General features: G+C 73.1%; 15 protein-coding genes. 10 read left to right on the top strand and 5 right to left on the bottom strand.

What is annotated here, in order from left to right; all coding sequences use genetic code 11:
• Window positions 1–114: 114 nt before the first annotated feature.
• On the bottom strand, window positions 115–2,928 hold the full coding sequence (locus ACFRQN_RS25575) for a hypothetical protein (protein WP_380742378.1): 2,814 nt from the start codon (window positions 2,926–2,928) through the stop codon (window positions 115–117).
• Between the two features lie 635 nt (window positions 2,929–3,563).
• Between ACFRQN_RS25575 and tgmA the strand changes: the two genes are divergently transcribed.
• Genes tgmA through tgmC form a run of 3 tightly spaced genes read left to right on the top strand, consistent with a single transcriptional unit; the run spans window position 3,564 to window position 5,943 of the window.
• Complete coding sequence (gene tgmA, locus ACFRQN_RS25570) at window positions 3,564–3,839, top strand: putative ATP-grasp-modified RiPP (RefSeq protein ID WP_049649147.1); 276 nt, start codon at window positions 3,564–3,566, stop codon at window positions 3,837–3,839.
• A 20-nt stretch (window positions 3,840–3,859) separates the two neighbouring features.
• Window positions 3,860–4,804 carry an ATP-grasp ribosomal peptide maturase gene (tgmB, locus tag ACFRQN_RS25565; RefSeq protein WP_380742375.1) on the top strand — a complete coding sequence of 315 codons (945 nt, stop codon included), beginning with the start codon at window positions 3,860–3,862 and terminating at the stop codon, window positions 4,802–4,804.
• Complete coding sequence (tgmC, locus tag ACFRQN_RS25560; protein ID WP_380742373.1) at window positions 4,801–5,943, top strand: ATP-grasp peptide maturase system methyltransferase; 1,143 nt, start codon at window positions 4,801–4,803, stop codon at window positions 5,941–5,943. The genes tgmB and tgmC overlap by 4 nt, the downstream gene beginning before the upstream one ends.
• Window positions 5,944–5,970: 27 nt before the next feature.
• Here the strand turns inward: tgmC and ACFRQN_RS25555 are convergent, their stop codons facing one another.
• Together ACFRQN_RS25555 and ACFRQN_RS25550 are read right to left on the bottom strand one after the other, a co-directional pair.
• Complete coding sequence (locus ACFRQN_RS25555) at window positions 5,971–6,333, bottom strand: DoxX family protein (protein WP_380742371.1); 363 nt, start codon at window positions 6,331–6,333, stop codon at window positions 5,971–5,973.
• Window positions 6,334–6,392: 59 nt separating this feature from the next.
• Window positions 6,393–6,902: a cupin domain-containing protein gene (locus ACFRQN_RS25550; RefSeq protein ID WP_380742369.1), complete on the bottom strand. Its 510-nt coding sequence runs from the start codon at window positions 6,900–6,902 to the stop codon at window positions 6,393–6,395.
• A 141-nt stretch (window positions 6,903–7,043) separates the two neighbouring features.
• On the opposite strand from ACFRQN_RS25550, the gene ACFRQN_RS25545 reads away from it, so the two are divergent.
• From ACFRQN_RS25545 to ACFRQN_RS25535, 3 genes are all read left to right on the top strand, one after another.
• A complete protein-coding gene (locus ACFRQN_RS25545; RefSeq protein WP_380742367.1) occupies window positions 7,044–7,895 on the top strand; it encodes a LysR family transcriptional regulator in 852 nt (283 codons plus the stop codon).
• Between the two features lie 252 nt (window positions 7,896–8,147).
• Window positions 8,148–9,338 (top strand): alpha/beta hydrolase family protein, encoded by a 1,191-nt coding sequence (locus ACFRQN_RS25540; RefSeq protein WP_380742365.1) that lies wholly within the window; start codon window positions 8,148–8,150, stop codon window positions 9,336–9,338.
• 69 nt (window positions 9,339–9,407) lie between these two features.
• Window positions 9,408–9,950 (top strand): HEAT repeat domain-containing protein, encoded by a 543-nt coding sequence (locus tag ACFRQN_RS25535; RefSeq protein ID WP_074003329.1) that lies wholly within the window; start codon window positions 9,408–9,410, stop codon window positions 9,948–9,950.
• Window positions 9,951–9,990: 40 nt separating this feature from the next.
• Here ACFRQN_RS25535 and ACFRQN_RS25530 read toward each other — a convergent pair whose 3' ends face one another.
• The gene (locus ACFRQN_RS25530) at window positions 9,991–10,770 is read right to left on the bottom strand and encodes an SDR family NAD(P)-dependent oxidoreductase (protein ID WP_074003262.1); all 780 of its coding nucleotides are present in this window, start codon (window positions 10,768–10,770) and stop codon (window positions 9,991–9,993) included.
• Window positions 10,771–11,038: 268 nt separating this feature from the next.
• On the opposite strand from ACFRQN_RS25530, the gene ACFRQN_RS25525 reads away from it, so the two are divergent.
• On the top strand, window positions 11,039–11,770 hold the full coding sequence (locus tag ACFRQN_RS25525) for a hypothetical protein (RefSeq protein WP_049649138.1): 732 nt from the start codon (window positions 11,039–11,041) through the stop codon (window positions 11,768–11,770).
• Window positions 11,771–12,266: 496 nt separating this feature from the next.
• Here ACFRQN_RS25525 and ACFRQN_RS25520 read toward each other — a convergent pair whose 3' ends face one another.
• Window positions 12,267–13,649, bottom strand: a complete 1,383-nt coding sequence (locus ACFRQN_RS25520; RefSeq protein WP_074003264.1) for an NAD(P)/FAD-dependent oxidoreductase — start codon at window positions 13,647–13,649, stop codon at window positions 12,267–12,269.
• A 329-nt stretch (window positions 13,650–13,978) separates the two neighbouring features.
• Between ACFRQN_RS25520 and ACFRQN_RS25515 the strand changes: the two genes are divergently transcribed.
• The 3 genes from ACFRQN_RS25515 to ACFRQN_RS25505 all read left to right on the top strand — a co-directional run.
• Window positions 13,979–14,863 (top strand): class I SAM-dependent methyltransferase, encoded by an 885-nt coding sequence (locus tag ACFRQN_RS25515; RefSeq protein WP_074003265.1) that lies wholly within the window; start codon window positions 13,979–13,981, stop codon window positions 14,861–14,863.
• Window positions 14,860–15,858 carry a terpene synthase family protein gene (locus tag ACFRQN_RS25510; RefSeq protein ID WP_380742361.1) on the top strand — a complete coding sequence of 333 codons (999 nt, stop codon included), beginning with the start codon at window positions 14,860–14,862 and terminating at the stop codon, window positions 15,856–15,858. The genes ACFRQN_RS25515 and ACFRQN_RS25510 overlap by 4 nt, the downstream gene beginning before the upstream one ends.
• Window positions 15,842–16,731, top strand: an 890-nt coding sequence (locus tag ACFRQN_RS25505; protein ID WP_380742359.1) for a cytochrome P450, incomplete at its 3' end; no start/stop codon positions are given. The genes ACFRQN_RS25510 and ACFRQN_RS25505, both read left to right, overlap by 17 nt.

The raw sequence follows: 16,731 nt of genomic DNA, 5'->3' as shown, positions 1-16,731 counted from the left end.
CCGCGCCCCCGTGGCGTCACCGCGCCGAAATCGCCTCTTCGAGTGATCCGGGTGACGGGCCGACTGCTCCTGGTGACGGACCGACGACGGGGCTTCCCGGCGCCGGTCCCGCCGTCAGGCCTGCTCCCCCGCCCGAAGCTCGGTGGCGATCTGGCGCCGGCCGGCGACCAGCGTCTCCAGCACCACCCCGAGGCCGACCAGCAGGGCCAGGCCCGCGGTGGGCAGCAGCACCGGCAGCAGCACGGGGGTGATGACGTCCCCGACCTTGGCGCCGACCAGCGTCGAGATGTCGAAGGCGCCGCCGAGCAGGGCGACCGCCGCCAGCGCGACCAGGCCGCCGCCGACGGCCGCCGCCAGGGTCTGCGGCAGCGCCTCGGTCATGATCAGCGCCAGCCCGTCCCGGGGCCGCAGGCCCATGGTGCGCAGCCGGGCGAGCACGGCCGTGCGGTCGGGGGCGGCCCGGAAGAGCGTCAGCAGGACGGCGAGCAGGGCGAATCCGGCTCCGGCGGCGGCCGCGTACCAGAACAGCTGCTCGGCGGCGTGCTGCAGCGGGTCGGCGCCGAGAGCGGCGGCGGTCTCCCGGCTGCTGTGCACCGTGTACCCGGCGGGCAGGCCGTGGGTGTCCTTGCCGGTGGCCGTGGAGCCGTCCGCGATCAGCTTGGCCAGACCGACGGGCCTGGCTCCGCCGTTGTCCCGCAGGGCCGTCCTGACCTGGTCGGGGTCGATGTCGCCGACGGCGAACCACTGGTTCACCCGCTTGGCGTCCGGCAGTCGTTCCCAGGTGGGGCCGGCGGGGACGACGACGAACGGCTTGCCCGGGTCCGGCAGCGCGGGGGTGGCGCCGACGGTGTCGGCGACGGTGAGGCGCAGGTCGTTGCCGTTGAGGGTGCGCACCCGGGACGGCCCGGCGGCCAGGTGCTGGGCCAGGTCGCGGCTGACCAGGGCGGGCACCGGGGTGTCCCGGCCGCCTGGCGTCCCGGCCAGCTTCGCCGGGTCGAACTCGCCGACCCCGAGGGCCCGGGCGATCTCGGCGTACGCCGTCGGATCGGTCACCACCACCAGGTTGGCCTCGGTGTAGTCCTGGTCGCCGCCGAAGACGCGGGCCTTGGTCTCCATCCAGACCCCGGTCGAGGTCCGGACGCCCGGCAGGGCGGCCGCGGCCTTGGTGAACGGCTCGGTCAGGGTGGCGTAGTCCGGGAGGGAGACGCCGATGTCCCCGCCCGTGGTGATGCGCGCGGCGCGGGTCCGCACGTCGTCGACGGTGTCGAGCACGGTGGCGCCGAAGCCGGTCGTGGTGACGGCGATCAGCAGGGCGAGCAGCGGCAGCACGGAGGGCCTGCGGCGGCCCGAGGCGTCGCGGGCGGCCCGGGAGAGGCCGAGGAAGCCGATCAGGCCGCGGCCCCGGCCGACGAGGGCGGCCAGCCGGCCGACCACCACCGGCTCGATCCTGGCCAGCAGCAGTCCGCCGGTGACGGCGAGGAGCAGCGGCGCGGCGACCAGCAGCGGGTCCACTCCGGCCCCGGGGTGGCCGACGCCCCGGCGCCGGACCTCCGCGACGGCCGCGGCGGTGACCGCCAGGACGGCGAGTTCGCCGACCAGTCGGCGTCGTCCGCTGACCGGCCGCCGGCGCACCCAGAGCAGGGCCGCGCGGACCGGGAAGCCCAGCAGGGCGATCAGGGTCGCGACCAGGGCCGCCAGCACCGCGCGGTCCCACCGGGGGGTGGGCAGCAGCACCAGGGCGAGCGTCGTGGCGAGCACGGCGGCGGGCAGGACGGTGACCGCCCCCTCGCCGATCAACCGCCGCAGCACCCCGGCGACGGATCCGCCGCGGGCCCGGAGCAGCCGGATCTCGGCGGCGCGCCGGTCGGTGGTGAGCGCGGCGGCCAGGAACAGCACCACGGTGGCGACGCCCGCGACGCCGACCGGTCCGATCACGCTGAGCGGCAGCGAGGCCCGGTAGCGCTCGTCCGCCCTGGTGAGGACGTCGCGCAGGCCGGAGACGGTGTGCAGGTCGGGGCGCCCGATCGCGTCGTGGAGAACGGTGGCGTCGTGCCCGGTCAGGAAGGAGGTGATGACGCCGCGGGTACGGTCGAGCTGGTCGGCGTGCAGCGAGGCGGGGTCGACGGGCAGCCGCCAGAAGTTCTCGGCGTTCGAACCCCAGTGGACCAACGCGGGCAGGCTGCCGCCGTCGACGAACCCGCTGGTCGTCCAGTGCTCGTGCTCGGCGTCGGTGTTCAGGCAGGCGCGGGCCGGGCAGCCGAGGTCGTCCCAGAAGGGGTCCTGGGGGTCGTTGACCTCGTAGAGGCCGACCACCACGGTGGTCCGCCGGACGCCCGCGCCCTCGTCGCCGTTGTCGATGACGTCACCGAGCTTGATGCGGATGGTCTCGGCGGCCTTCTTGCTGACCACGATCGGCAGCGGATCGCCGACGGCGCCGGGGGTCGGCCAGGTGCCGTCGGTGAGGGTGGCCCGGGCGGCCAGGTCGTGCAGGTAGAGCAGGCTGAGGGCCGGGTACGGCTCCTTGTCCGAGAGGTGGGCGTACCCCGGGTTGGTCATGTAGCGGTCGGCCAGGGCGCGGGCGCCGTAGGCCTGACCCGACGGGGACAGCGTCAGCCGCCCGTCGACCTGCTCGACGAGCTGGCGCTGCACCCGGTCGAGTTCGGCGATGCTGTCGTCCTCCCGCGTCTTGGAGGTGGTCCGCAGGCTGGTCGGGTTGACGCCCTTCTCGCTGACGAAGGACTGGAGCGCCGTGTCCGCGCCCCGGTCCATGACGAGGGGGAAGGCCGCCGCCAGGAAGACGGTGACGAACGCGAGGGCCGCCATGAGCAGCGCGGCCAGCGGGTTCGCCCACAGCCTGGTGCGGACCCAGCGCGCGGGGCGCCGGGCGGTGTCGGGGGTGGGCACGCGGGTGCCGGCCTGGGTGGTCACATCTCCTCCACGTGGCGCGTGCGGGCGGCCACGTCTCGACGGCGGCGTCCGATGAGGAAGGCCGACAGCAGCAGGGGCGGCCGCGATCGCGGTCGCGTGCGGCGCACTGATCACCGGCAATCGGTCGCCGGATAGCGGACGATGCTGTCAGATTCGATCGAGGAACGGAAGGGATTCGCACGAATCAACTAAGCACTGAGCGAATTCCTTGCATTGGCGGGATCCGGGCCGGCGGCAAGTCGTCGAAATGCCATGCGCACTTCACAACTCCGGCTTCACCGCACGCCCTTGACCAGGCAACTTCTCTTTCCGGAATTCTCTACTCGAAACGGTGAACCCGCCAAGCCGCCCCAACCGTTGCCCCGGACGGAACACCACAGGCACCGCCCGCCGGGGGCGCCGCCCCGACGGCCACCCGCCCGACGGCGGCCGTGACCGGTCCCCGGTGCAGCGCTCGCAGACGGGCCACGGGCCGGCGGCGCCGACGGCCCACGCCCCGTGGCCGTCGGGGCGGGGCCCGGGAGATCGCCTCCGCAACCTGGCATATTCCGTCCGCCGGAACGGGCTTGAAAGCACCTTCGTGCACCAGCAAAGTGGTCGCCAGTGAACCGGCACCATCGATACGAGGAGGATGCATGACGCAGACGCCCGTACCGTGGGGCATCGGCAGGATGACGCCGTACGCGGCCACCACTGCCACGCTCCCGGCGCTCACGCCCGTGATCGACCCCGAGACGCAGATCGCGGTCGTCGTGGACGAGGACGGCCGCACGGTGGAACTGGGTTCCCACGGCACCAGCACCAGTGGACTCACCCCCACCAGCACCCGCCCCGGCGACGGGGCCGCGCCGGGCGGTGCGACAGACGCCGACAGCACCGAGTCCTACGACCAGGACCAGAGCGGCAGTTGACGCCGAGACACCGTCGGCCGGTGCTGGTGCTGACCAACCCCTACGACGTCACCGCGGACGTGGTCCTGCGCGTCCTCGCGCACCGCCGCTCCCCCGTGGTCCGTCTCGACCCCGGCACCGACCTGCACACGGGCGCCTCGCTGACCGCCTCGTTCCGTACGGACGGCCGGCGGGGCACCCTGCGCACCCCGAGCCGGGAGCTCGACCTCACCGAGGTGGGGGCCGTGTGGGTGCGCAGGGCCTCGCCCTACGAGGGGCCGGCCGACCTCGACGGCCCGGAACGCCGCTTCGCGGCCTCGCAGTCCGTGTGGGGCGCGGGCGGCATCCTCGCTTCCCTCCCCGGGGCGCACTACGTCAACCACCCGTGGGCGAACCGCGCCGCCGAACACAAACCCGCACAACTCGCCGCCGCGCAGCGCTCCGGATTCGCCGTCCCGGACACCCTCATCACCAACGACCCGCAGGAGGCGCGGGACTTCGTGGCCCTCCAGCGGGCCGGAGCGGTCTACAAGCCCGTGTGGAACACCCCGTACTCCGTCGACGGCGAACCGCGGGCCGTGTGGGTGCGGGACGTCCGGGCGCAGGAGATCACGGACGCGGTCCGGGCCTGCCCGCACCTGTTCCAGGCCCGGGTCCCCAAGGCGTACGACGCCCGGGTGACCGCCGTCGGCGACCGGCTGTTCGGCGTGCGGATCGACAGCCCGGACCTCGACTGGCGCCACCGGCAGGACCTGATGACCTGCACGCCGATCGCCGTACCCGAACCGGTCGCGCGGTCCGTGGCCGACTACCTCGGCCACTTCCGGCTGGTGTTCGGCGCGTTCGACTTCGCCGTCACGCCGGACGGCACCTGGTCGTTCCTCGAATGCAACCCCAACGGCCAGTGGGCCTGGCAACCGCCCGAGACCACCGACCGCATCGCACACGCACTCGCTGACGAGCTGCAGAGAGGCCCCGACGCATGAGCACGTCCGAAGAGCTGCGCGCCGCCCTGACGGCCGACCTCGCCGAGAACGGCGCGCTGTCCGACCCGGCATGGATCAAGGCGGCCGAAGCGGTCCCCCGTGAAGCCTTCGCCGGGGCGTACTTCCTCCCGGTCGAGGGCAGCGACCCGACCGCCTACCGGCCGGTCCGGCAGGGCGACCCCGGCTGGCTGGAGGGGATCTACACCGACCGGACGCTCATCACCCAACTCGACGGCCACACCGGCGCGGACGAGGCGGACGGACAACCGGTGGTCGGGGCCCCGTCGTCCTCCTCCACCCTGCCGTCCCTCGTCCTCGGGATGTGGCAGCGGCTCGGCACGGACACCGGACACCGCGTCCTCGAGATCGGCACCGGCACCGGCTACTCGACCGCCCTCGGCGCCCACCGGCTCGGGGACGGAAACCTCACCAGCATCGAGTACGACCCGCGGGTCGCCGAACGCGCCGCCGCCGCACTCCGGGCCGCCGACTACCGGCCCCGCCTCCTCGTCGGCGACGGACTGCGCGGAGACCCCGGCGGCGGCGCCTACGACCGGCTGATCGCCACCTGCTCGGTCCGCTACCTGCCGATGCCCTGGCTGCACCAGGTGAAGCCGGGCGGCCGCATCCTGGTCACCCTGTCCGGCTGGAGCTACGCCTCCGGCCTGGCCGAGCTCACCGTGACCGGCCCCGGCGAAGCCACCGGCCGGTTCCTGCCCGGCTACACCAGCTTCATGATCGCCCGCCCGCACGACCGCCCGCCCCGCTCGACCCTCGCCATGCTGCCCGGCGACGAACGGCCCAGCCTGATCGACCCGGCCGTCGTCGACACCTGGACCGGCAGCTGGGTCGCCCAGCTCGCCGCCCCCTCCGCCGAACGCATGGGCAACGGCGCGACCCAGATCCTCTCCGACGTCGCCACCGGCTCCCAGGCCCGCACCGCGCCCCGCCCCGACGGTGGATGGACCGTCACCCAACGGGGCCCGCTGCGGCTGTGGGACCGCGTCGAAGAGGCCGTACGGCTGTGGCAGCGGGCCGGCGAGCCGCACCAGGAAGGCTTCGGGATCACCGTCTCGGCAGCCGGACAACGGGTGTGGATCGGTACGGAGGACGGCCCGGGCTGGAACCTGCCGATCTGAGCGGTTGCACTGGTGGAGGGCAGTGCCCTACCAGAGTCCGGCGGCCAGCCAGACGGTCACGGCCGCGGTGGTGACGAGCCCGAGGTTGAGCGCGATCCGGCGGTCGCCGCCGGTCAGGTGGACGGCGACCGCACCGGCCTGGAGCAGCACGAGGCCGACGGCCGCCGCCAATGCCAGCGGGGGCGCGACGCCCGTCAGCGGCGGCAGGACCAGGCCGATCGCGCCGAGCACTTCGACCGTCCCCAATGCCCTGAGGGCGGGCAGGGGTACGCGGTCCACCCAGGCCATCATCGGTCGTAGGTGGTCGGGGCTGCGGGTCGCCTTCAGGGTGCCCGCGTAGGCGTAGAAGAGAGCGAGCGGGCCCGCGAGGATCCAGTAGGCGGTGTTCATGGTTTCCGTTCGGTGTTCCTGTTCACGTGTCACCGGTTTACGGGGACCGGTCGACTGCTTCAGGCGAGGTCGGTGGCGGGCTCGGTCGCGTAGCGGCTCATCGCGTCGGCATTGGCCTGCGGCGTCAGCGACCGGCCGTCGGCGAGCACCTGCTGGAGATCCCGGAAGTACTGCACGTACAGATCGGGGGTGAACGTGCTGAGCATGGTGGCGGGTTGGTCGGTCGGGTTGGCGAAGGTGTGCGGGGTACCGGGCGGGACCATCACGAGCGTCCCCGCGGTGGCGTCGTGGTCCTCGTCCCCGACGGTGAACCGCACGGTGCCGGAGAGGATGTAGAAGCCCTCGTCGTGCTGGGCGTGGCGGTGCTGCGGCGGTCCCTGGGTGTGCGGGGCGAGGACGGACTCGGCGATCGCGAGGCGGTGCCCGGTGTGGCTGCCGTCCTCCAGGACGCGCATGCGCGTGGTGCCCAGGACGATCGTCTCGCCGCCGCCGGGGCCCACCACCGAGAGGGCGGGGCCGACCTGCGGTCCGTTGCTCCATGTCTCTTCGGTCCTGGTTCCTTCAGCCATGGCTTCTTCGGGCGTGGCTTCTTCGGTTCTGGCTTCTTCGGGCGTGGTCTCTTCGCTCATGTCCACCAGTGCACCGCCGGGGCCTCACGGGTGTCCAAGACCCGTCCTGCGGTATCGATACCCGACGGGTATCGTTGCAGCGTGGAGCTTCGTACCTTGCGGTATTTCGTGGCGGTCGCCGAGGAACTCCACTTCGGCCGGGCCGCCACCCGACTGCACATGACCCAGCCGCCGCTCAGCCGGGCGATCAAGCAGCTGGAGGCCGAGGTAGGGGCCCTGCTGTTCGACCGCTCGCCCGCCGGCGTCTCGCTCACCCCGGTGGGCACGGTGCTGCTCGACGAGGCGCGGGCCCTGCTCGACCACGCCGACCGCGTCCGTGCCCGCGTGAGCTCGGCAGCCGGCGCCGCGACCATCACCGTCGGCATCCTCGGCAACCTCACCGACCCCGGCGCGACCAGGCTGGCGGCCGCCTACCGACGACGCCACCCCGGCATCGACATCCGCATCCGCGACACCGATCTGACCGACCCCACCTGCGGGCTGCGCACCGCACTCGTCGACGTCGCCCTCACCCGGGCACCGTTCGACGAGACCGCCCTGACAGTGCGCACGCTGCGCAGCGACCCGGTCGGCGTGGTCCTGCGCGCCGACGATCCGCTGGCCGGCCGCGGCCGACTCCGGCTCACCGAACTGGACGACCGCCGCTGGTTCCAGTTCCCCCAAGGCACCGACCCCGTCTGGCAGTCGTACTGGAACGGCGGCAGGCCGCGCGAGGGCGCCGTGGTGCGCACCGTCCAGGAGTGCCAGCAGGCCGTCCTGTGGAACGGCAGCGTCGGCCTGGCCCCGCTCGGACACGACCTGCCCGCGGAGCTGGCCGTGGTGCCGCTGACCGACATGGCGCCGAGCCGCGTGCTGGCGGCATGGAACGAGGGCGACACCAACCCGTTGATCCGGTCCTTCGTCGAGCTCGCGACGGCCGCGTACCGCCGCTGAGCACCGGCAACCGGTCCGGCCGGTGCCACCGCCCTCGCTCGGGCGCGGGCGAACGCCTTCGCCCGCAACACCTTGAACGGCTGCCGGGGTACGGCATGCGCAGTACGCCCGCTGCCCGGTTGCCCACCGTCCGGCCGGGAATCGCGGGCTCCTGTCATCCGCGGAGGTGATGCGTTGCTACGCCGCGGAGATGACGGTGTCTCAGTCTTCACGGCGAGGTCGGATCGGAGTTCGCGACCTACCGTTTCTCACATGACCAGACTCCGTCGCACCGCCGTGGCCGCCGTGCTCGCCCTCGTCCTGCCGCTACCGATCGCCGGGGCGAGTTCGGCGCTCGCGGCCACCGCCACCGCTCCCGCCGCCTCCTCGGCGGAGGTGTCCGCCGCAGAGCTCGACCTGCCCCGACCGACGGGATCGCAGGCCGTCGGCCGCAGCACGCTGCACCTCGTCGACCGGGACCGCCCGGACCCGTGGGTGCCGGCCGCGGGGGCGCGGCAGTTGATGGTGTCGATGTACTACCCGGCCCGCCCCGGGACGGGCGGTCCGGCGACCCCGTACCTGACCGCCGAGGAGGCCCGGCTGCTGCTGGACTTCCAGGTGCCGGGCGGCACCATACCGCCCGAGGCGGCCACCGGCCTCCACCCGTGGGCCCGCACCGACGCGCGCCCGGCGCCGGGCAGGTACCCGCTCGTCGTCCTCTCCCCCGGGTTCACGCTCCCCCGCGGCACCCTCACCGGCCTCGCCGAGGACCTGGCCAGCCGCGGGTACGTCGTCGCCGCCGTCGACCACACCTACGAGACCTCCGGCACCACCTTCCCGGACGGGCGCACCCTGACCTGCGCCGTCTGCCAGGACCTCAACGACGACAAGATCGCGGCCGTCCCCCCGAGCCGGGCCAAGGACATCTCCTTCGTCCTCGACCAGCTGACCGGCCCCCGCCCCGCCTGGCCGCACGCCCGCATGATCGACCGGGACCGGATCGGCATGGCCGGGCACTCCATCGGCGGCAACTCCGCGGCCAGCACAATGGCCGCCGACCGGCGGATCCGCGCCGGCGTCAACATGGACGGCAAGTTCTTCGACCCGTTCCCCGCCGGCGGCCTGGGCGGACGGCCCTTCCTGCTTCTCGGCACCCAGTCCGTCCACAACCCCTCGGGCTGGGACACCACCTGGAACGAGGCCTGGTCCCGCACGGACGGCTGGAAGCGCTGGCTGTCCGTGGCCGGCTCCGACCACGGCAGCTTCACCGACGCACCACTCATCGGCGCCCGCGCGGGCCTGCCCGACCCCGAGGCCACACTCGCCCCACTGCGCGCCGAGAAGATCACCCGGTCCTACGTGGGCGCCTTCTTCGACCTGCAACTGAAGGGCATCCCCCAGCGGCTGCTCGACCGCCCGTCGACGGCGTACCCGGAGGTCCTCTTCCAGCAGCCCCTCCACTGAGCCCGACGGCCCCTCCGCCGAGGCGAAATCCCTTTGCCCGGCCGCCTCGCGTGGTTCGACACTGAGCCCATGCTCGGATTCGTCAGGACCGACAACGAAGCCCTCGTCTCGTGCCTGGGCGACCCGCAACGTGCCGTAGCGGCCTACCGGGAGCTGCTGCGGCGCGCGGAGGACGCGCTCGGTGCCATCCGCGCCGGCCTGTCCCACGAGAGCGCAGCCGTACGGGAAGGCTGCTGCCGGCTTCTGGACCACCTGGTCGATACCGAGTCCATGGGCGAGCTCATCACCATGGCCGACGATCCCGACGCCCGGGTCAGGATCGCCGCGTTCCACGCCCTGGCGTGCGACCGGTGCAAGGGGGACACGTGCGCACCGGGCGCGGACCGGGTCCTCGAGCCAGCGCTGCGGCACCTGGCCTCCGACCCCGACCCGCGGGCCAGGGCGATGGCCGCCGAGCTCGTCGGCAAGTTCGCCCACACCGATGCCCGAGCCGTCGCCGCCTTGCGCACGTCCTCCGCGCAGGACCCGAGCCCGGCCGTCCGGAAGAAGGCAGGATGGTTCATCCCCGGAGGGGCCGTCTACGAACGGACCGCCCCTCACCCGCCCAGGTGACGGGACCGCCCATACGTCCCCGAAGGGGGCCCGGTCCCTGTCACGCCGGTGGGATCGGGCCGAGGTAGGTGCCGCCGGAGGCGTCGATGGCCTGGCCGGTCACCCAGCGGCCCTGCGGGCCGGCGAGGAAGCCCACGACGTCCGCGACGTCCTCCGGCAGGCCGATCCGGCCCAGGGCGGTGATGGACTCCAGTCCGGCCATCGCCTCCGGGGCGCTCGTCCACGCGGAGGTCATGTCGGTGAGGATCACGCCGGGGTTGACGGTGTTCACGGTGATCCCGCGCCGGCCGAGCTCGTTGGCGAGGGGCGCGGCGAGGGCCACCAGTGCCGTCTTGCTGACGCTGTAGCCGATCTGGAGGGGCGAGCCGATCCGGGCAGCGGCCGAGGCCACGTTCACGATCCGCCCGCCGTCCCGGAGCAGCGGCAGGGCCCGCTGGATCACGAAGACCGGCGTGCGGACGTTGATCGCCATCACCCGGTCGAACTCCTCCTCGGTGATCTGCCCGATCGAACCGGCCAGGTGGACGCCCGCGTTGTTCACCAGGACGTCCAGGCCGTCCTCGCCGTGCTCCGCCAGCCCGGTCGTGAGGCCCTCGAACAGTTCGTCCAGCGCACCACTGGTACCGAACCGGGCCCGCACCGCGAACGCCCGGCCGCCGGACTTGGCGATCAGCTCCACGGTCTCCGCGGCGGCCTCCTCGTTGCCGCCGTAGTGCACCGCGACCAACGCCCCGTCGGCGGCGAGCCGCAGCGCGACCGCCCGCCCGATCCCGCGCGACCCGCCCGTCACCAGTGCCGTCCTGCCGTCCGGTTCGCCCATGGCCGCCGCTCCTTCGTACCCGCCCCGGCCGAGTCCGGGGCCGGTTCCGGATCGTCACGGCCCGATGCCGGACAACCCCTCATACATTCCCGGCGCCGGAGCGCTGATGCCACCCGGCGGGCGGCGGCGCGGGACGGACCGCACAACCGGGGGTCGGCACCACGTGGGCCCCGGCACGGACGGTGCCGATCTGGACTCAAGTCCGCGCCGAACAGCCGGTCGATAATTGGGTGTCGCCGATCAGTCCGGGACTGATAGCGTCCCGGACGTGGCAAAGCTGAACCAGATCATCGCCGTTGAAAAGGGCGTCAAGTCCAAGTCCTTCCAGGAGCTGACGCAGGCCCACCAGGACCTGCAGAAGCCCGCGCTGCTGGCCGGGATCTCCCGCGCGTACCAGCCCAAGGACGAGGAGGGCGAGCAGCTGCCGCCGGAGTCGACCCGGGTGCAGCTGAAGGCCGAGGACATCCTGCGGTCCACCGCGAACACCCTCACCCGGCTCTTCGACGTGACGGCCACCAAGGACTGGGCCAACATCGACGCCCGCGCCGACGTCGTGGTGGACGGCCAGGTGCTCCTCTCCCGGGTGCCGGTGCCGTACCTGCTCTTCCTGGAGAAGCAGCTCACCGACCTGTTCACCTTCGTGAAGAAGCTCCCGGTGCTGGACGCCTCCGAGTCCTGGAACCTCGACCCGTCCACCGACGCCTGGAAGACCGAGCCGGTGCGCACCATCCGGACGAAGAAGGTGCCGCGCAACCACGTCAAGGCCGAGGCCACCGAGAAGCACCCGGCCCAGGTCGAGGTCTACTACGAGGACGTCGCGGTCGGCTACTGGACCACGGTCAAGTTCTCCGGCGCGCTGCCGGCCCGCCGGGTGAACGAGCTCGCCGAGCGGGTGGAGAAGCTCCAGCAGGCCGTCAAGTTCGCCCGCGAGGAGGCCAACGCCGTCGAGGTCACCGACCAGCGGGTGGGTGACGCCGTCTTCGGCTACCTGTTCCGGTAGCCTCATGATCGCCCGCCCGGGGAGCCGGGCGGGTGCGCCGAGCGCGACAAGTCCCCTGCCTGGGAAGCCGGATGGGTGGGCCCGTGCGCGGTGCGAAAAGCTGACACTGACGTTGAAGCTGACCAGGGGTCACAGTGGAGGTTCGAGCCCTCCCCCCGGCACCACCGGCCGGGGTAGCCCAATCAGGCAGAGGCAGGCCCTGTCAATCTCAGACTCTCGCTCCAGTCTCAGCATTCGCCGCCGAACACCGGATCGACCGGGTGCGGACGAATATCGACGAATGCAGGTTCAAGTCCTGTCTGTGCCGCTCCGTGGCACGGTAGTTCAAAGGTAGAACGCGTCGATTTCAACCTGATCCGCGACCCTTAAACGTGCCGGTGTGCGCAATTGGGCGGCAAACAGGGGCCCGGGAGCAGGCTACGCTCCCGGGTCCTCTCGCGTTCCCGCGCGTTCCTTCGCGTTCCTTCGCGTTCCTTCGCGTTCCCGCCGCGCCCGCTCACCGCGCGGAGAGCAGCTCCAGGATGCGGCGGGCGGCACGTTCGCCGGTGGCCAGCGAGGAGTTGGTGGTGCTGTAGGCGAAGTGGTCCCCGGCGAGTTGGACGGGCGAGGCCGGGTCCAGGCCCGCGGTGAAGGCGGCGAGGTCCCGGTATCCGCCGGCCGGGCGGGCCAGGACCGCGTGCTCCCACCGCTGGACGACCGCCATCTCGCGGTGTTCGTCGATGTGGGCGGCCAGGTCCGGCAGCGCTTCGCCCACGGCCTTGCGGGCGTCGGCGATCACCGTCTCGTCGTCGAGGTGCATCCGGGCGGTGTTCCAGTGGTGCCGGAAGACCAGGGTGACCAGGCCCCGGCCGACGGGCGCCCGGCCGGGGCCGAGGTTGTGCTCGTACAGCGCGACGCAGAGGTCCGGGTGCTCCCGGCACGGTACGGCGACGCCCAGTGCCGTCTCGACGGGTGCCCGGCGCAGCCCGAAGGTGACGTGGGCGTCGCTGGCGTACCGGACGCCGTCGAGGTACCGGCGCTGGTCCGCGTCGAGGGTGGTGACGATCCGGGCCGCGGCCGGGGCGGGTACGGCCACCACGCAGGCGCGGGCCCGTTCGGTCCGGACCTCGCCGTCCCGCTCCCACACCACCTCGACCCCGGTCCCTTCCGCCCGCACTTCCGTCACGTGGGCGCCCAGTTCGAGGCGGGTGCCCGGGGAGCGCATCACGGGGGTGGCGAGGAGGTGTTCGGGGAGGCGGCCGACCCCGCCGTCGAAGGTGAAGCTCGCGGCTCCGAAGGTGCCCCACATGATGCAGAAGGCGCCGACGGCGGCGACCTCCTCGGCGGGTACGAGGAACTGGGTGCTGCACAGGGGCTCGATCAGGTAGTCCAGGAGTTCCCGGTCGAGTCGGCGCAGGGCATGCTCCCGGGCGTTCTCCCCGTCGATCCCGGCGGCGCCGGACAGGTCCTCCCAGCGCAGTCGGCGGCGGGCGGCCCCGAGGTCGCGCAGCAGGTTGACGGCCTTGAGCTTGGCGCGCCACCCGAGCAGTCCGGTGCTCAGGAGTCCCGAGGTCTTGACGAGGGAGAGGCGGTGCACGCGGCCGTCGCGCAGGACGCCGAGTTCGTCCGAGCACGGGAGCATGCGGGTCGCCATCCCCGCGTCCTCCAGGAGCCGGATCATGGGGGCGTAGTTCCGGGACAGCCAGCTCGCGCCGCGATCGAGTCGGTACCGGACGTCTCCGACCGGAACCTCGCGGGAGGACATCCGGCCTCCGACGTGGTCCTCCTTTTCGAGCAGGGTGACGTCGCGGCCGGCCTGGCGCAGCCGGAAGGCGGCGGCCGTTCCGGCGATTCCGGATCCGACCACGATCACCCGGTTCTCGGTGGCGGTTTCGGCCATGTGACGCCTCCTCGGACATCCCGGTCACCCGGGTTTCTTTTGCTCGGGCTGGAATGCGGTGGAAATGCGTGGAGTTGGCCGTTCGATCTGCTGCCCGCCTCGCCGTATCCACGGCCCAGCGCCGCCCGCCGCTGTCTCCCGCGCGCACAGCGAAGCATGAAATCCGGTGCGCCGCACTGAGCGCCCTGGCGTGTCGTCAAGAGGGAGACGCGAGAACGCTGGTCCAATCGGAAAACCGCCGGTCCGATCGCAGGGCGCCGGTCTGGTCAAAACCTGCTGGCCCAAATCGAAAGGCGTTGGTCATATCAAAAGGGAAAAGGAGGTATCGCATGCGGAAGGAAGCGCCGGAAGAACGTGAACTCCCGGCGTACGGCGAGGAGGTGTTCGCCTTCGCCCACCCCGCGCAGACGGACCGTCTCGACGCCCTGGCCGGTTCCTGCGACCCCGCGACCACGGGTGATCTGGCGCGCTGGGACCTGCCGGCCGACGCCCGTTGCCTGGAAATCGGGGCGGGGGCCGGGACCTTGGCCCTGTGGCTCGCCCGCCGCCACCCCGATGGCGAGGTGACGGCCACCGACACCGACCTCCGTTTCCTGACGGGCCTGCGCCACCCGGCGCTGCGCGTGCTGCGGCACGACGTGCGCACCGACGGGTTCCCGCCCGGCACCTTCGACCTCGTCGTCGCCCGCAGCGTCCTGTGCCACCTGCCCGAGCGTGCCGCGCTGCCGGGGCGCATGGCGTCCTGGCTGAAGCCGGGCGGCCGCCTGTACATCGAGGACCCCTCGTTCTTCCCCGCCTCCTCCTCCCCCGACCCGGTCGTACGGCGTCTCGGGACCGCCGTCACCACCACCCTGGCCACGACCCTCGGCAGCGACGTGTCGGCCTGGGCCCGGTCGTTCCCCGCCCCACTGCGGGGCCTGGGGCTCGTGGATGTGGGGATGCGGGTGCACTGTCCGACGCTGACCGCGACGAACGCGGCGGGACGGGCGTGGGCGCTGTCGATCGCCGATCTCCTGCCGGCGATGGCGCACACCGGGGTCCTCGCGGAGGCGGACGGGGCCGAGGCCCTGACCCACCTGCGCCGCCCCGGGTTCGTCGACACGGCGCACGCCATGGTCGCGATGTGGGGCGTACGCCCGCCGGCACAACGGCCGGACCGGACGACACACCGACCGAAGCAGACGGCACAACAGCCGGACCAGGAGCCCGCGTGACGACCGACGCGCTCAGGGAATCCGCGATCCGGGACGTCACGGCCCACCGCGGCGCCCACGCCGACGCGGCCGACGCCGAGGCTCTGCGCTGGGCCGAGGCCGCCGGCCTCTGCGACACCCCGGCGGAGCTGCGCAACCTCGCACGCATCCGCCCCGGGCTGCTGGCGGCGTGGTGCCATCCACGGGCCGACCGGCCGGACAGCGTGCTGGTGGCGATGTGGATGGCCTGGCTGTTCCTCCTCGACGACCGGATCGACGAGGACGAACTGGGGCGAGACGCCGACCTCCTGGAGGGGTACCTGCGGGAGCCGCTCGGCATCGTCTCGTGCGGTTCCGAGCCCACCTCGCCCGTGGGACAGGCCCTGGCGGAGATCGTCGAGCGGGTCTCGGACGGCATGCCCGCCCCCTGGATCCTGCGGTTCCGCCGCCACGTGGCCGACTACCTGTCCGCCTGTGTCTGGCAGGCCGCCCACCGGCAGGCCGCCCAGGTCCCGCGCCTGGACGGGTTCCCCGCCTGGCGCCGGGCCTTCGGGGCGATCATGCCCTCGTTCGACCTGGTCGAGCGGACGGACGGCTGTGTCCTGCCCTCGTCCCTGTACTACTCCCGTCCGTTCCAGGATCTCCTCGTCGCGGCGGCGGACCTGGTGTGCTGGACCAACGACCTGATGACCGTGGACAAGGAGGCCGCCCAGGGCGACCCCCACAACCTGGTGCTCGTCACCGCCCACCACGGCGGCACGGACCGGCACGCCGCCGCCCTCCTCGTGACGGACGCCTTCGAGGAACGCCTGCACGCCCACGCGCGGGCCCGCCGGGAACTGTCCGACCTCACCCGCGCGCTGGCCGTGCCGCCCGGCCCGCGGCGGCAGGCCGACCACTGCGCCGAGGCGCTCCTCGGCTGGGCCCGGGGCCACCTGGAGTGGGGCCTGGGCACGCCCCGGTACCGGTCCGGAACGATCACGACGGGAGAGGATCCCCGTGCCGACACCCACTGACACCTCCACGGACGACGCCTCCGGTGGCGCCTCCGGTGACCCCACCGGCAGCCGTCCGCCCCGGGCCCCGGGCGCCGTCCCACTCCTCGGGCACGCGCTCCGCCTGGCCAGGGCGCCGCTGGCCTTCCTGGACGCCCAGCGCCGGTACGGGGACGTGGTCGAGTTCCGCATCGGCCCGCGGCCCGCCTACCTCCTCAACCACCCCGACCTGGTGATGGCCCTGCTGACCGGGCCCGGAGGGCGGTTCGACCGCGGCGAGATCTTCACCAAGGCCCGCCCCCTGTTCGGCGCCGGCGTCGCCGTGGCCGACGGCGCCCACCACCGGGACCGTCGCCGCGTCGTCCAGCCCCTCCTGAGCGCCGCCCGTCTGCCCGGATACCTGGACACCATGGCCGAGTTGGCCACCGCCCGCGCCGCCTCCTGGCACCACGGCCAACGGCTCGACCTCAACGCCGAGATGGCGGGACTGACCATCGACGTGGTGGCCGCGACCCTCTTCGGCCGTCCGCTGCCCGCCGGCTTCGCCGCCGTCGTCCACCGGGCCCTGCCGGTCGTCGTCGCCGGGGTGGGCCGCAGGGCCTACGGGCCCGCCGCCGCGCTCCTCGACCGGCTGCCCGGCCGCGAGCGGGCGCGCTACCGCACCGCCCTGGACGACATCCACGGCGTCGTGGACGCCCTCATCGACGCGGACCCGCACAACGCCGGCCTGACCCGGCTGTCGGCCGGCGCCGACCGGCGGCAGCTCCACGACGACGTGACCTCCCTGCTGATCGGCGGCTCCCACACCAGCGGCGCGGCCGCCGCCTGGCTGTTCATCCTGCTCTCACGCCACCCGGAACTGCGCCGCCGGGTCCGCGAGGAGGTCGGCCGGGT

Source organism: Kitasatospora sp. NPDC056800 (genome assembly GCF_042789775.1).
Lineage (GTDB): Bacteria > Actinomycetota > Actinomycetes > Streptomycetales > Streptomycetaceae > Kitasatospora.
Note: the sequence above shows the minus strand (reverse complement) of the source record. Positions and strands in the feature narration are given on the sequence as shown.

Excerpts from the sequence above, each read along its gene's own strand:
- tgmA (WP_049649147.1), top strand. The coding sequence starts at position 3,564 with ATGACGCAGACGCCCGTACCGTGGGGCATCGGCAGGATGACGCCGTAC.
- tgmC (WP_380742373.1), top strand. The coding sequence starts at position 4,801 with ATGAGCACGTCCGAAGAGCTGCGCGCCGCCCTGACGGCCGACCTCGCC.
- ACFRQN_RS25555 (WP_380742371.1), bottom strand. The coding sequence starts at position 6,333 with ATGAACACCGCCTACTGGATCCTCGCGGGCCCGCTCGCTCTCTTCTAC.
- ACFRQN_RS25550 (WP_380742369.1), bottom strand. The coding sequence starts at position 6,902 with ATGGCTGAAGGAACCAGGACCGAAGAGACATGGAGCAACGGACCGCAG.
- ACFRQN_RS25540 (WP_380742365.1), top strand. The coding sequence starts at position 8,148 with ATGACCAGACTCCGTCGCACCGCCGTGGCCGCCGTGCTCGCCCTCGTC.
- ACFRQN_RS25535 (WP_074003329.1), top strand. The coding sequence starts at position 9,408 with ATGCTCGGATTCGTCAGGACCGACAACGAAGCCCTCGTCTCGTGCCTG.
- ACFRQN_RS25530 (WP_074003262.1), bottom strand. The coding sequence starts at position 10,770 with ATGGGCGAACCGGACGGCAGGACGGCACTGGTGACGGGCGGGTCGCGC.
- ACFRQN_RS25520 (WP_074003264.1), bottom strand. The coding sequence starts at position 13,649 with ATGGCCGAAACCGCCACCGAGAACCGGGTGATCGTGGTCGGATCCGGA.
- ACFRQN_RS25515 (WP_074003265.1), top strand. The coding sequence starts at position 13,979 with ATGCGGAAGGAAGCGCCGGAAGAACGTGAACTCCCGGCGTACGGCGAG.